This is a genomic window from Streptomyces sp. NPDC104307, assembly GCF_055584045.1.
Genome location: NZ_JBVJMU010000004.1, coordinates 1 through 13249, shown reverse-complemented (window position 1 = coordinate 13249; position 13249 = coordinate 1). Strand labels below are relative to the sequence as shown.

The window sequence follows — 13249 nt, the reverse complement described above, 5'->3', positions numbered from 1 at the left end:
TGTCGTTGACAGTCACGGAGAGCCATGCCACGATCGTAACCACTTAAGTGGGTGACGACGAGTGACGCCGCCCCTCGAAGGAGCACTGACCATGGCAGAGAACCCGAAACGGGAGGCCGCCGAAGGCGCGCCGGTGGGGCGGCGCGCGATGCTGGGCGTGCTCGCCGCCGGGGCCGCGGGGCTCGCCGCCGCCCCTTACCTCCAGCGCGGCTGGGAAGGCTTCCTCGGCGCCGCCTCCCAGCTCGACCCCACCGGCGCGACCGGCCTGCTGCCCAACCCGGGCGGCTTCCGGTACTACAGCATCGTCGGCTCGGTCCCGCACAAGGACAAGACCAACTACCAGCTGCGGGTCACCGGCCTCGTCGACCGGCCCAAGAGCTACACCCTCGATCAGTTGCGCGCGCTGCCGCAGCGCCGGGTCGTGCACGACGTCGTCTGCACCGACGGATGGCGGGTGGAGAAGACGCCCTTCGACGGGGTGCGGTTGGCGGACATCCTGGAGGACGCCGGCGTGCGGTCCCCGGGCGCGGCGATCCGGTTCACCTGCTTCGACGGCGCCTACAGCGAGAGCCTCACCCTGGAACAGGCCCGCCGCTCCGACGTCCTGGTCGCGCTGAACATGCAGGACAAGCCGATCAGCCACGAGCACGGCGGCCCCGTCCGCCTCTACGTGGCACCCATGTACTTCTACAAGTCGGCCAAGTGGCTGTCCAGCATCTCGGTCACCGACAAGGTCGTGCCCGGCTACTGGGAGGAGCGCGGTTATGCGGTCGACGGCTGGCTCGACGGCGCGGACCGGGACAGCGATGCGGTCTGACCCGGGCTCCGCACCGGCGCGACCCGACGCGGCCGGCAGGGTCCGGCGGTTCAGCACCGCCGAGCGCTGGATCCACCGGACCACCGGTTATCTGATGCTGGTGTGCCTGGTCACCGCCGCCTGCCTGTACCTCGGCCCGCTGGCCCAACTCGTCGGCCGGCGCCACCTGATGGTCACCCTCCACGAGTGGTCCGGCATCTCCCTGCCCCTGCCCTTCCTCCTCGGGCTCCTCTCTCCCGCCTTCCGCGCCGACCTGCGCCGGATCAACCGCTTCGCGGTGTACGACCGACAGTGGCTGCGCGCGGTGCGCCAACGCCGCACCTCGCACCGGGCACGCCCGGCCGGCAAGTTCAACGCGGGGCAGAAGCTCTATGCGGGCTGGATCGCCGGCGCGGTGCTGGTGATGATGTTCACGGGCCTGCTGATGTGGTTCATGGGGCTGCTGCCCTTCATCTCCCGCACCAGCGCGATCTTCGTCCATGACCTGCTGGCTTGGGCGATCACCCTCGTCGTCCTCGGACACCTGCGCAAGGCCCGCCAGGACCCGGAGGCGCTGCTCGGCATGCGGACCGGATACGTCAGCAGGGCCTGGGCGCAGCGGCACCATGCGAAGTGGCTGCCCGAGGAGCGGGTGGGGGCGTCGGCCGACGCCGGACAGCGCTCACATGTGTCGACGAGAACCGACACACACTGACGACCGTCGAATGACGTAGGCACTCCTTTCCGGGCGTGGACCGTCAGATGACTGTGGCTCCGCTGTGGGCATCCAGGCAGAGTGATGCCGGACGGGGGCGGTGAGTCCGGCCCCCGGCGCCTGATATTTCGCTCGATCCTATAGTCACCGCTCTAAACGGTGATACAGTCCGGATCGGTTCTCCGCGTGCCGCGTGAAGTGCACATGTATTGCTCATGTGGACGCACACCTACCTCTTGGATGGGAAACGATGAAGAAGGCTCTGACGGTACTTGCGGCAGGTGTGCCGCTGGTTGCGGCGGCAATGTGGCTGCCGACCGCCACGGCGGAGGAGACCCGCAACACCGCCACCACCGCCGCCTGCGCGGCGCCGTCCGTGAAGGCCCCGGCCGGTACCGAAGTGGAGTCCGTGACGGCGGTCCGCCAAGCCGGGGGCACCATCAAGGGAACCGGGCTGCTCGGCGGCGAGGTCTCCGGCGTCCCGGCCTTCTGCCAGGTGACGGTCACCCTCACCCACCCCGGCGAGGGCGACCACGCCACGGTGCAGACCTGGCTGCCCGAGCAGAAGTGGAACGGCCGCTTCCAGGCGATCGGCGGCAGCGCCTACAGTGCCGGGAACAACGGTGTCGGCCTGGGCGCCGCGGTCAAGGACGGTTACGCGGTGACCACCACGGACGCCGGCGTCGGTGACGTCGTGGACACCAGCTGGGTCCTGGACGCGAAGGGCAAGGTCAACCGCACGGCGCTGAAGAACTTCGCCTTCCGCTCCCAGCACGAGGCGGCGGCCGTCGGCAAGGCGGTCGTGGGCGGCGTCTACGGCAAGCGTGCCGCCTACTCCTACTTCACCGGCTGCTCCACCGGCGGCCGCCAAGGCTACATGGAGGCCCAAGCCTACCCCGACGACTACGACGGCATCCTCGCGGACGCGCCCGCCATCAACTGGGACGAGTTCGAGGTCGCCACCCTGTGGCCGCAGGTGGTCCTCAACAACGAGAAGACGTACCCCAGCGACTGCGAACTGAAGGTGTTCACCGACGCCGCCGTCAAGGCCTGCGACAAGCTCGACGGTGTACAGGACGGCCTGGTCAACGAGTCGTCCCGCTGCGACTTCGACCCGCGCCGGCTGATCGGCACGAAGGTCGACTGCGACGGCAAGGAACTGACCATCACGGCGGCCGACGCGGCCGTGGTCCGCAAGATCTGGGACGGCCCCCGCACCACCTCCGGCCAGAAGCTGTGGGCCGGTGTCCCGGTCGGCGCCGACCTCGCGGGTCTCGCGCACTCCGAGCCCGACAAGACCGACGGCGTCGTGAAGGGTGTGCCCTTCCAGGTGCCCGCCGCCTGGGTCCAGCTCTTCCTGAGGAAGGACTCGTCCTTCGACCTCACGAAGATCACCTACAGCGACTTCACGAGGCTGTTCAAGCAGTCGCAGGCCGAGTACGACAAGGTCATCGGCACCGACGACCCGGACCTCTCGGACTACCGCCGCTCCGGCGGCAAGCTCATCACCTGGCAGGGCGACACCGACCAGTTCATCCCCGCCCAGGGCACCGTGCGCTACCACCAGCAGGTCGAGCGTGAACTGGGCGGCGCCAAGCGGGTCGACGACTTCTACCGCGTCTTCCTCGCCCCGAACACCGCCCACTGCGGCCTCGACGGCCAGGACGGCTCGGCCGACGGCCTCGCCGCGCTGACCGCCTGGGTCGAGCACGGCAAGGCGCCCAAGACCCTGCCCGCCACCCTCATCAACACCAACGGCCAGCAGGTCCAGCGCGACCTGTGCGTCTACCCCGAGGTGTCCCGCTACAAGGGCCACGGCGACCCCGCCCTCGGCTCCAGCTTCCGCTGCGTCTTCCCCCGGCACTGACCGGGCCGGCGACGCCCTCCTGAACTGAGAAAGGCCGAACACCCATGAGCACCCAGACGGCGACCGCAACCACCCGGTCATTGTCCGCGACCACCCAGGCCGCCACGGACGAACGTTCCTCCCTGCTGAAGCTGTACCTCGGCCGCGGCATCCTCGCCGTGGCGTGGGCCCTGGCGTTCACCGGAGCCCACGAGGACATCGACGCGGTGGCCATCACGCTGCTGGTCGTCTACCCGCTGATCGACGCCGTGTCCTCGCTGCTCGACTATCGCGCCACCCCCGAGGGGGGCGAGCGCCGGGTCACCGCGTTCAACGGGGTGCTCAGCGCGCTGGCCGCCATCGCCATCGGCGTCGCCGGCGTCGGCGGTGGGGCACCGGTGCTCCATGTGTTCGGCGCCTGGGCCGTCATCTCCGGTCTCGCGCAGGTGATCGTCGGAGTGCGGCGCCGCGGTCCCGAGTTCGGCAAGCAGTGGCCGACCCTGATCTCGGGCGGCCTCTCCTTCCTCGTCGGCATCACCTACAACATCCAGGCCGCGGGCGACAACCCATCGCTCGACGTGCTCTCGGTGTACGCCACCGGCGGCGGGGTGTGGTTCATCCTCCAGGCGTTGCTGCTGGGCTGGAAGTCCCGCCAGCTGCGCACCCGGACCGCCGTCTGACGGCCGAACCGCTCCCGGAAAACACTGCGGCCCGCGCCTTAAAGGCGCGGGCCGCAGTGTTTTGTGTACGGACGCATGACACACGCCAGTGTTACTCGGAGGGCGGCCGCCGGCCGTCGAGCAACGCCGCCAGAAAACCGTCCCAGTCCAGACCGGCCACCTCCGCGTCGGACGGAACGACCCGGTAAGTGGAGTCGAGCCAGACGGCCAGCGACTCCGTGGGTAACTCGAACAGAGCCTCCATCTCGTACGAGGCGAGCATGAGCCACGACGCGGACTGTTCGCCGGGCAGCGTCGGCCACATCCGCACGTCACCGGCGCCGCTCATCGCGGACAGGCCCCGGTGGAGGAGCCCGCGGCCGAGGTGCCAGATCAGGCTCGGGCCGCGTTCAGCCAGGAGCTCGAACGTGATCACAGCGGGCGTCCCCGGATCGAACCGGAACGTCGCCCGGACCGGCACCCGCGTGAACTCGTCCAGCATCTGGTCGAGTTCGAGGTGGAGCGGCGGCACGAGCCAGGCCGCCGAACGCGCGCTCAGGGGCGACTGATCACGGTGCATGACAGAGTTCCCCTCCATCGGACGACGTCTGTGCCTCCCACTCTTCGCCGTGAACGCGCCTGGCACATCGGTCACATGACGGTCGAAGCCCGCCCCGCCCCGCCGCCCCGGCTCAGGTCACCGGCGCCAGATTCGGCCCCGTCGTGCCCAGCTGCTCCTGTGCCACCACCTGGGGCACCGGCCAGGTCACCCCCTTTGGGGGCCAGCTCTGCCCGGTTGCCTTCAGGAAGTCGGCCGGGGGCTCGTACATCGGTGACTGGTTGCCGTCCGGGATCATCGAGGTCCACTCGAGACCCTCGGTGCGGTCCCGGAACTCCTGCTTTATCGCGTCCAGCAGGGCCGGCTGCTCGATCAGGTCGATCGCGCCCGCGGCCAGGTAGCGGGCCGCGGAGAGCGTCGCCTGGTGGCCGACGTTGGTGGCCGCCGTCGCGGTGGCGCCCCAGTTGTGGTTCGGGATGCCGGGCGGGTAGGCCGCGGAGAGCAGGACGGCGGTGGGGGCCTGCCAGCTGATGTCCGCGGTGTCGGTGGCAAGGCCGCCCGTGTAGGCGGCCGCCGGAGGCACGAGCGGGGTCAGCTCGGTCGGCATGCCCACCTCGGGCTTGCCCAGCGACTTCTGCACCGCCTTGGCCAGGGCGTGGTCGGCGTCGGTGAACTTCGGCGCGCCGATCTGCCGCATGTTGTCGTTGAGCAGTTCCGCGCCGGCCTTGTTCGCCAGCAGGTTCCACGTCCCGGCGTGGAACTTGTGCACCAGGCGGGTCTGGCTAGCCTGCGCGGCCGCCTTGCCGCACTCCACGATCTTGTCGTACAGCACCTTGGCACGGGCCGGGCTGCCCTCGCGGACGAAGAACCAGATGGAGCACATGTCCGGGGTCACGTTCGGAGCGCCGCCGCCGTTGATGATCGCGTAGTGGAAGCGGCCGGAGGGGGCGACGTTCTTCTCCCGCAGGTACTCCGACATCGTCGCCATCAGCAGGGCGCCGTCCAGGCCGCTCTTGTTGCCCAGCGGGGTGCCGCCGTGGCCGGAGGCACCGAGGAAGGTAAAGGTCGCGGATATCAGTGCGCTGGTGGTGTTCCAGAACGGCACGGTGATGTTGAAGGGGTGCCAGTCCAGGAAGGCGTCGAGGCCGTCGTAGACGCCCTCCTTGACCGCGTAGGCCTTGCCGACGAGCTGTTCCTCGCCCGCGCTGCCGAACAGCTTGACGGTCGCCTTCAGCCCGTTCGCCCTGATCGCCCGCGCGACTGCGATGGCGGCCGCGGTGCCGCCCGCGCCGAGGCAGTTGTGAGCGTCGCCGTGACCGGCACCGTAGGTGGGGCCGTAGGCGTCGTAGTGGTAGACGAGCGGATCGTGCGTGCCCACGCCCTTCTTCTGCGACAGGCCCGGCAGCGCGTCGTACTCGGCGTTGAAGCCGATGACGGGGCCCTCGGTGCCGTAGGTGGCGACGAACGCGGTCGGGAAGCCCGCCGAGCCCCAGGTGACCTTGAAGCCGTTGTCCGCCAGCAGTTTGGCGTGCGCGAGGGAGGACTTCCACTCGCGCAGCGACAACTCCGCGTGCTGCCACACGTCGTCGCCGAGCTTGGTGATCGCGCGCTGTTCGGCCGTGATCCAGTCGAGCGCCGTCTGCTTGGCCGCGGAGTTCTTCGCCAGCCCTCGGGGAGCCCGGTACGTCGCGGGGGAGACCCCGGTCCTCTCGTCGTACCCGAGCGTCGCCGCCAGCACGGGGTCGGCCTTCAGGATAGCCGCCGTGGTCGCGGTGGCTCCCAGTCCGAACATCTTCAGCAGGCGTCTGCGGCCGGGGTGAAAGTCGTTCACGTCCATCTCGTCCTCGTCAGGTGTGAGTTAAGAGCCGGACAACCGGCTCCAGAACATGTGTTTCTGTCATACTGCGGAGCAGCATATGTCTCCTGTCGGTGTGTCAGTCCACCGTTCGGGACCGACTGGTGACCCTCCTCAGGTGTGAGCTCCACGCGATCCGTTCCGTCGTCAGTACGCACCGGGACCCCCTCTTCTCTCCCTCAGAAAGGCACCCTCATGAGTACCCCGGCCGGCCGCCTTCGGGGTGCGCCCGCACCTGAAGGCCATGGCCGGACCCCCGAGCACACGAAGCGCGACGCCGGGGCCTACCTGGAGTGGTTCGTGCGGTCGCCGCTGGTCACGGACGGGCCGGTGGGCATCACGGGCTACTGCATAGGCGCGGGGCTCGCCCTCTACACGGCGGGCGCCCACCCGGGCCGGGTCGCCGCGGCGGCCGGCTTCCACGGCGGCGACCTGGCGAGCGAGGCACCGGACAGCTCGCACCTGCTGGCCGAACACATCACCGCCGACCTCTACTTCGCGCACGCCGACGAGGACGACTCGATGCCCGAGGAGCAGATTCAGCGCCTGGAGCGGGCGCTGGGCGACGCGGGCGTCAAGCACCGCTGCGAGGTGTACGCGGGCGCCCACCACGGCTGCACCCAGACCGACACCGCGGCCTGGGACCCCGCGGCGGCCGAGCGGCACTGGACGGAGCTGCTGGCCCTCTTCGACCGCACCCTGCAAGCCCGTCGCGGCCCGCGTGACGGACGGTCGGGGCGGCAGTCAAACGACTGATTCGCCGGGGATCGGCGCGTTCGAGACTGGCGCTGTCAGTGACAGAACCAGAAAGGACCGCATACCATGACCGTCATCAACGGCCCCCTCCAGGACACCGAACGCGCCATTGTGGGCGGCGCGTTGCAGGCCACGCTCGTCGACCTGCTCGACCTCTCCCTGGTGGCCAAGCAGGCGCACTGGAACCTCTACGGGCCGCGCTTCCGCTCCGTCCACCTCCAGCTCGACGAGGTGGTGACGGCCGCGCGCGACTTCGCCGACACGGTGGCCGAACGCGCCGCGGCGCTGGGCGTCAGCCCGGACGGGCGGGCCGCCACCATCGCCGCCACCAGCGGTGTTCCCGGCTTCCCGGCGGGCTGGACGAAGGATACCGACGTGATCGAGGCCCTGGTGCGGACGTTCTCCGCCGTCATCGGGCGGGTGCGCGGGCGCATCGACGAGACCGGCCCCGCGGACGCCGTGACCCAGGACCTCCTGATCGGCCTGACCGCCGCCCTGGAGAAGCACAGCTGGATGTTCCAGGCCGAGAACGCCGCCGACAGGGGCTGAGGACGGGCTCAGCGAATGATTCACCTCGAAGTAACCGACTTGACGGGTGATTATTCTGCGTGAGAGTCTTACGTCACCAGTCAGGATAGTTATTTGTCGAATGAGGGAAAACCATGGCAGTCGTCCGTTTCCAGCTCGTCTCCCAGCTCGCCCCCAAGGACGTGCTGGGGGTGCTGACTGACTTCGGCCCCTCCCGCGCGCAGTCCTGGCCGACCATCGACGCCGAGCACTTTGAGGTCCACGACCTCGGCGACACCTGGGCCGAGGTCACCGAAGGCACCGCCGCGGCCTGGGAGCGGGCGCGCTACGAGTGGCAGCCGGCCGGCGACACCGTCACCGTCACCACGCTGGACTCCAAGCTCTTCGGGGCCGGCGGCGGCTGGGTCTTCACCACGACCCCCGAGGGCGAGGGCACCCGCGTCGACGTCGAACTGACGCGGCAGCCGACCTCGTTCAAGGGCAAGATGCTCGCCTCACTGCTCCCGCTGGTCGCCCCGAGTTCCCTGCGCAAGTCGTTCGCGGGGCCTCTGCAGGCCAAGTGACCTCTCAGATCAGCCCGCGCGCCGCTGCCCTGATCCCGGCCTGGAACCGGGTGTGCGCCCCCAGCTTGGTCAGGACGGCGGCCACGCGCCGGGTCACCGTGCGGGTGCTGCACCCCAACTGGCGCCCGATGGCCTGGTCCTTCAACCCCGCCTTCAGCATGCCGAGGAGCACGATGTCGTCCTCGCCGAAGGTGTCGTCCGCGGCGGGCGCGGCCCCGGTGACCGGCTCGGCGCGGGCCCAGTAGGCCTCGTAGAGCTCCATGAGGGCGTCGAGCATGCCGGACGGATGGATGACGGCGAGGTCGTCGTAGACCGGTCCCGAGAGCGGGACCAGGGCGATCCGCCGGTCGATGATGTGCAGTTTGAACGGCAGGTGCGGCAGCATCCTGGACCGCTCTCCCAGGGCGGCCAGCCGGACCAGCGTGGCGAATCGGCCAGGGCGCTCCAGGGACTGCGTACAGTAGATCGACCGGACGTCGATGCCCTGGCGCAGCCAGCCCTGCGTGATGGCGAACTCCTCGTCTTTGCTGTGGAGTTCACCGTCCGGGCGGCCCAGATACGGCGGCCGATCCAGGGCCCACATCCGACTGGTCGCGGAGTTGCTCAACTCCGCGACCCGTTCCAGGATCAGCTCGCGGTCCGAGAGGACCTCCACCAGGTTGCGCGGGTCGGAGCGCAGCCGCCCCGCCCGGTGGCGCTCGGCGATCCGGTCGATCTCGCCCCGCACCACGGCCAGGGAACTCTCCATCTGCCACTGCCGCCTGGCCAGCAGGCGCTCCAGCGCGGCCTGCGGATTCCCCGGCGTACCTCCGTGGATCAACGTGTGACATCCGTGGCGCGGTTGGTCGTCCGTCCAAACCCGCCAGCAGAGTATGGATACCGCCCGGCCACCGGATCCAGGCCACCATGGCCAACCTGAAGCCGGGCCGGTACATCGCCCTGGTGCTCGGCGCGTCCTACCGCCCCGGCACCACGGCCACGCCGTTCGCGCTCCAGACCAACATCGTGGGCCCCGACGCACCGACGACAGGGACCTTCACCGTGTCGCCGACGCGGCCCTCGACGAAGCCGCTCGAACCCTTCACGGTCACCGGCCGCTGGTCCGGGGTGACCAGGACCCCGGCCACCGCGTACGTCGAGTACCCGGACGGCACCGTCGTCGGCATCGGCGACTGACCGGCCCCCGACTCTTCGGCGGGCCGCCTGTGCGGCCCGCCGGAGACACCCACACGCTCTGAACCTTCGGTGTGTGTGTTCCGTCGTTCTTCACGACGGGCACTGCCTGCCCGCGCGAGCCCCGAGTGGGGCTCGCCGCACCTCAGCGCGAGGACACACTGTTGGACACCCACCCCCGGACCCGGCCTGCCGGTGAGACGGACGACCTGGTCGTCATGGACGCCGCGTTCAAGGCGGACGCCCCCCGCCGATACGCGGCGCTGCGCGCGAAGGACCCCGTCCACCCGGCGCAGTTCTTCCCCAGCATCACCGGCTGGATCGTCGTCGACCACGACCTGGCCCGCGAGGCGCTGACCCACCCGGCGCTGCTGAAGGACCCCGAGCCGGCCGCGGCGATGCTGGAGGCGGCCGGCTTCCTCGGGCACAAGCGCGGCACCGGACTCGGCGGCCAGATGCTGGAGGCCGATCCGCCAGTCCACACCCGGCTGCGCCGGCTGGTGTCGGGCGCCTTCTCCCCGAGGCGCTCCGCCGAGCTGGAACCGCGTATCACCCAGCTCGCCCACGGTCCCGTCGACGCCCTGCCGCCCTGCGGCGAGACGGACCTGGTGGAGGCCTTCACCGCGCCGCTGCCCGTCGCGGTCATCGCGGAGCTGCTCGGCATCCCCGAGGAGTGTCGCCAGGACTTCCGCCGCTGGACCACCCTCGCCTTCCAGGTGAACCACCCGGAGTACGCCGCGTCGGTGGCCGCGATGCACACGTTCCTGCGCGAACTGGTCAAGGACAAGAGGCGCCGGCCCGGCGACGACCTGATGTCCGCCCTGGTCGCCGCTCGTGACGAGGACGACGGCCGGCTCTCCGAGGAGGAACTGGCCGGAACCGCGGCCCTGCTCGTCATCGCCGGCCACGAGACCACGGTCAACCTCCTGGGCAACGCCATGCTGGCCCTGCTCACCCACCCCGACCAACTGCGGCTGCTGCGCGAGGACCCCGCGCTGCTGCCCACCGCGATCGAGAAGTTCCTGCGCTACGACACGTCCGTCGAGCGCACGACCAACCGCTACGCCGCCGAGGACCTCGAACTCGGCGGGGCGAAGATCCCCCGGGGCAGCGTCGTCGCCGTGGCCCTCACCTCCGCGAGCCGCGGGGCCCCGCTCGCCGGGGGCGGCGACCCGGAGACGCTCGACGTCCACCGCCCCGTCGCCCGCCACCTCTCCTTCGGCCACGGCATCCACCACTGCCTGGGCGCCCCGCTGGCCCACCTGGAGGCCCGGATCGCCCTGCACACCCTCCTCACACGTGTCCCGCACATGGAACTGGCGGTGCCCGCCGAGTCCCTGAACTGGTTCCCCGCCGGCATGGTGCGCGGGGTGCTGTCACTGCCGGTTCGCTACCGCCTCGGCTGACGGGCCCCGCCGGGTGTGAGCCGGGGCGCGGACCCGGGCGGCCCAGTCGTGCGACCGAGCAACGGAAAACACCCTGAGGTCCGTTACGCAGTCATTCGACGGATGTGTGCGCGATGACGGCCCGACAAGACTGGCCGGGGGCGTCGACGGGGACGAGTCCCTGTCGACGCCCCCGGCCCGTGCGGTCCTCCCCTCCGCACCGGCCGCGCTCGCGCCCACACCGACGAAAGGGTCTGCCGTATGCCCACCTACGCCGAACACGTCATCGCCTCCCTCAAGGCCTCCGGCATCCACCGTCTGTACGGCCTGCCCGGTGATTGGCTCAACGGCCTGACCGACGCCATCCGCCGCGACGACGACGTCGACTGGGTCCATGTGCGGCACGAGGAAAGCGCCGCCCTCGCCGCGGCGGCCGAGGCCGGACTGACCGGCGAGCTCACCGTGTGCGTCGGCAGCTGCGACCCGGGCAACCTGCACCTGATCAACGGCCTCTTCGACGCCCAGCGCAGCCGTGTCCCGGTGCTCGCCATCGCCGCCCAGATCCCCGGCAGCGAGATCGGCAGCGGATACTTCCAGGAAACCCGCCCCCAAGAGCTGTTCGCCGACTGCAGTGTCTACGCGGAGGTCGTCACCAGCGTCGAACACGGGCCGCGCATCCTGGAAACGGCGATGCGCGCCGCCGTCGAACGCAGGGGAGTGGCCGTCGTCGTCGTAGCCGGCGAGATCTTCCTCGGCAAGACCCCCCGCGACCTGGCCCCCACGGTGGTGCGCCCGGCCCGCACCGTCGTCCGCCCCGACGACGCGAGCCTGCGCGAGGCCGCCGCGCTGCCGAACGACGCGAAGTGGGTGACGATCCTGGCGGGCGCCGGAGCGGCCGGGGCCCACGACGATCTGGTCCGGCTCGCCGAGACGCTCAAGGCACCCGTCGTGCACGCCCTGCGCGGCAACGAGTACCTCGAGTACGACAACCCCTACGACGTCGGCATGACCGGACTGCTTGGGTCCGCCTCCGGCTACAAGGCGGTCGAGGAGGCCGACACGCTGCTGATGCCGGGCACCGACTTCCCCTACCGGCAGTTCTATCCCCAGGACGCCAAGGTCATCCAGCTCGACATCCGCGGCGAACAGATCGGCCGCCGCACCCACGTCGACCTGCCCTTGGTCGGCAGCGTCCGCGACACCCTGCCCGCGCTGTTGCCGCTCCTGACCGTCAAGAGCGCGCGGGGACACCTCGACGACGCCCTCGCCCACTACGCCCGTACGCGCAGGTCGCTGGACTCGCTCGCTGTCAACGACCTCGAACGTACCCCGATCCACCCGCAGTTCGTGGCACGCACCCTCGACCGCCTCGCCGACGAGGACGCCGTCTTCACCGTGGACGTCGGCTCCCCGGTGGTGTGGGCGGCCCACTATCTGACGTTCAACGGCAAGCGCCGCCTGATCGGTTCGTTCAACCACGGCACGATGGCCAACGCCCTTCCGCACGCCGTCGGCACACCCGGGCCGCCAGGTGGTCTCGCTGTCCGGCGACGGCGGCCTCACCATGCTGCTCGGCAAACTGTTCACGCTGCGCCAGAACCGCCTGCCCGCCAAGATCGTGTTCTTCGACAACGGCTCCCTGAACTTCGTCGAGCTAGAGATGAAGGCGGCGGGCATCGTCAACTACGCCACCGAGCTGGACAATCCGCGGCTCGCCGAGGTCGCCGCCGCGATTGGCCTGTTCTCGCGCCGGGTCGAGCGGCCCGGCGACCTGGAGGACGCGCTGAAGGGCGCCTTCGCGCACGAGGGACCGGCCCTGGTGGAGGTGATGACCGCCCGTCAGGAGCTGTCCGTGCCGCCCGCCGTCACGGTCGAGCAGGCCAAGGGCTTCACCCTCTACGCGATCCGCACGATCCTGTCCGGCCGGGGCGAGGAACTCTTGGATCTGGTCACGACCAACGTGTCCCGCCGCCTCCTGCACTGGCCGGCCCGCCGGAGCGTCCCCGCACCCCGCCAGGGGCGATCCAGCGGCGGTGTAGTTGCCTCAGGCGATGTTTGCCGCGTGCCGCTGTCACCCCGTACCACCCCCGATCCCGCCCACGCCCGCTGTCACCCCGTACAGCCGTCTCAGTCACCGAAGGAACCATACCCATGACCACCACCCCCAGCGCAGGTGTGCGCCCGCACACCCCTCCCGCCGGAGGGGACACACCGGCACCGATGACACACGCGCGGATCATGCGCGCCCTGTCGGGGCTGCTGCTCGGCCTGTTCTGCGCGATCCTCTCCTCGACCGTCGTCACCAACGCGCTGCCCCGCACTCGCTCGGCACCTTCCCGCTGCGCTTCCCGCACCAGGAGGAGCCCGACGACGCGGGCTGGCACATCGAGGGCAGCTATGCGGTGGAGGGCGAG

11 protein-coding genes and 3 pseudogenes are annotated in these 13249 nt (G+C 70.3%); 11 read left to right on the top strand and 3 right to left on the bottom strand.

Annotated elements, in window-relative coordinates:
- Positions 1–91: 91 nt before the first annotated feature.
- From ACZ601_RS12890 to ACZ601_RS12875, 4 genes are all read left to right on the top strand, one after another.
- Positions 92–817, top strand: a complete 726-nt coding sequence (locus ACZ601_RS12890; RefSeq protein ID WP_469536550.1) for a molybdopterin-dependent oxidoreductase — start codon at positions 92–94, stop codon at positions 815–817.
- Positions 765–1511 carry a cytochrome b/b6 domain-containing protein gene (locus ACZ601_RS12885; RefSeq protein WP_469536548.1) on the top strand — a complete coding sequence of 249 codons (747 nt, stop codon included), beginning with the start codon at positions 765–767 and terminating at the stop codon, positions 1509–1511. The genes ACZ601_RS12890 and ACZ601_RS12885 overlap by 53 nt, the downstream gene beginning before the upstream one ends.
- A gap of 250 nt (positions 1512–1761) precedes the next feature.
- Positions 1762–3378 (top strand): tannase/feruloyl esterase family alpha/beta hydrolase, encoded by a 1617-nt coding sequence (locus ACZ601_RS12880; RefSeq protein WP_469536546.1) that lies wholly within the window; start codon positions 1762–1764, stop codon positions 3376–3378.
- 44 nt (positions 3379–3422) lie between these two features.
- The gene (locus tag ACZ601_RS12875; RefSeq protein ID WP_469536544.1) at positions 3423–4037 is read left to right on the top strand and encodes a DUF308 domain-containing protein; all 615 of its coding nucleotides are present in this window, start codon (positions 3423–3425) and stop codon (positions 4035–4037) included.
- A gap of 91 nt (positions 4038–4128) precedes the next feature.
- Here ACZ601_RS12875 and ACZ601_RS12870 read toward each other — a convergent pair whose 3' ends face one another.
- Positions 4129–4596: an SsgA family sporulation/cell division regulator gene (locus tag ACZ601_RS12870; protein ID WP_469536542.1), complete on the bottom strand. Its 468-nt coding sequence runs from the start codon at positions 4594–4596 to the stop codon at positions 4129–4131.
- A 112-nt stretch (positions 4597–4708) separates the two neighbouring features.
- Positions 4709–6412 (bottom strand): peptidase dimerization domain-containing protein, encoded by a 1704-nt coding sequence (locus ACZ601_RS12865; RefSeq protein ID WP_469536539.1) that lies wholly within the window; start codon positions 6410–6412, stop codon positions 4709–4711.
- Between the two features lie 270 nt (positions 6413–6682).
- Between ACZ601_RS12865 and ACZ601_RS12860 the strand changes: the two are divergent.
- From ACZ601_RS12860 to ACZ601_RS12850, 3 genes and pseudogenes are all read left to right on the top strand, one after another.
- Positions 6683–7186, top strand: a pseudogene (locus tag ACZ601_RS12860) (dienelactone hydrolase family protein); the annotation flags it as partial.
- Positions 7187–7252: 66 nt separating this feature from the next.
- Entirely contained in the window at positions 7253–7735 is a 483-nt protein-coding gene (locus ACZ601_RS12855) for a Dps family protein (RefSeq protein ID WP_469536537.1), read from the top strand.
- A gap of 113 nt (positions 7736–7848) precedes the next feature.
- The gene (locus ACZ601_RS12850) at positions 7849–8277 is read left to right on the top strand and encodes an SRPBCC family protein (protein WP_469536534.1); all 429 of its coding nucleotides are present in this window, start codon (positions 7849–7851) and stop codon (positions 8275–8277) included.
- Positions 8278–8281: 4 nt separating this feature from the next.
- Here ACZ601_RS12850 and ACZ601_RS12845 read toward each other — a convergent pair whose 3' ends face one another.
- Entirely contained in the window at positions 8282–9097 is an 816-nt protein-coding gene (locus ACZ601_RS12845; protein ID WP_469536532.1) for a helix-turn-helix transcriptional regulator, read from the bottom strand.
- 86 nt (positions 9098–9183) lie between these two features.
- Here ACZ601_RS12845 and ACZ601_RS12840 point away from each other — a divergent pair, with 86 nt between their 5' ends.
- The 4 genes and pseudogenes from ACZ601_RS12840 to ACZ601_RS12825 all read left to right on the top strand — a co-directional run.
- Positions 9184–9453 (top strand): hypothetical protein, encoded by a 270-nt coding sequence (locus ACZ601_RS12840; protein WP_469536530.1) that lies wholly within the window; start codon positions 9184–9186, stop codon positions 9451–9453.
- Between the two features lie 161 nt (positions 9454–9614).
- The gene (locus tag ACZ601_RS12835; RefSeq protein WP_469536527.1) at positions 9615–10856 is read left to right on the top strand and encodes a cytochrome P450 family protein; all 1242 of its coding nucleotides are present in this window, start codon (positions 9615–9617) and stop codon (positions 10854–10856) included.
- Between the two features lie 240 nt (positions 10857–11096).
- Positions 11097–12816, top strand: a pseudogene (gene poxB / locus ACZ601_RS12830) (ubiquinone-dependent pyruvate dehydrogenase); the annotation flags it as partial.
- A 337-nt stretch (positions 12817–13153) separates the two neighbouring features.
- Positions 13154–13249 (top strand): annotated as a pseudogene (locus ACZ601_RS12825) (phytanoyl-CoA dioxygenase); the annotation flags it as partial.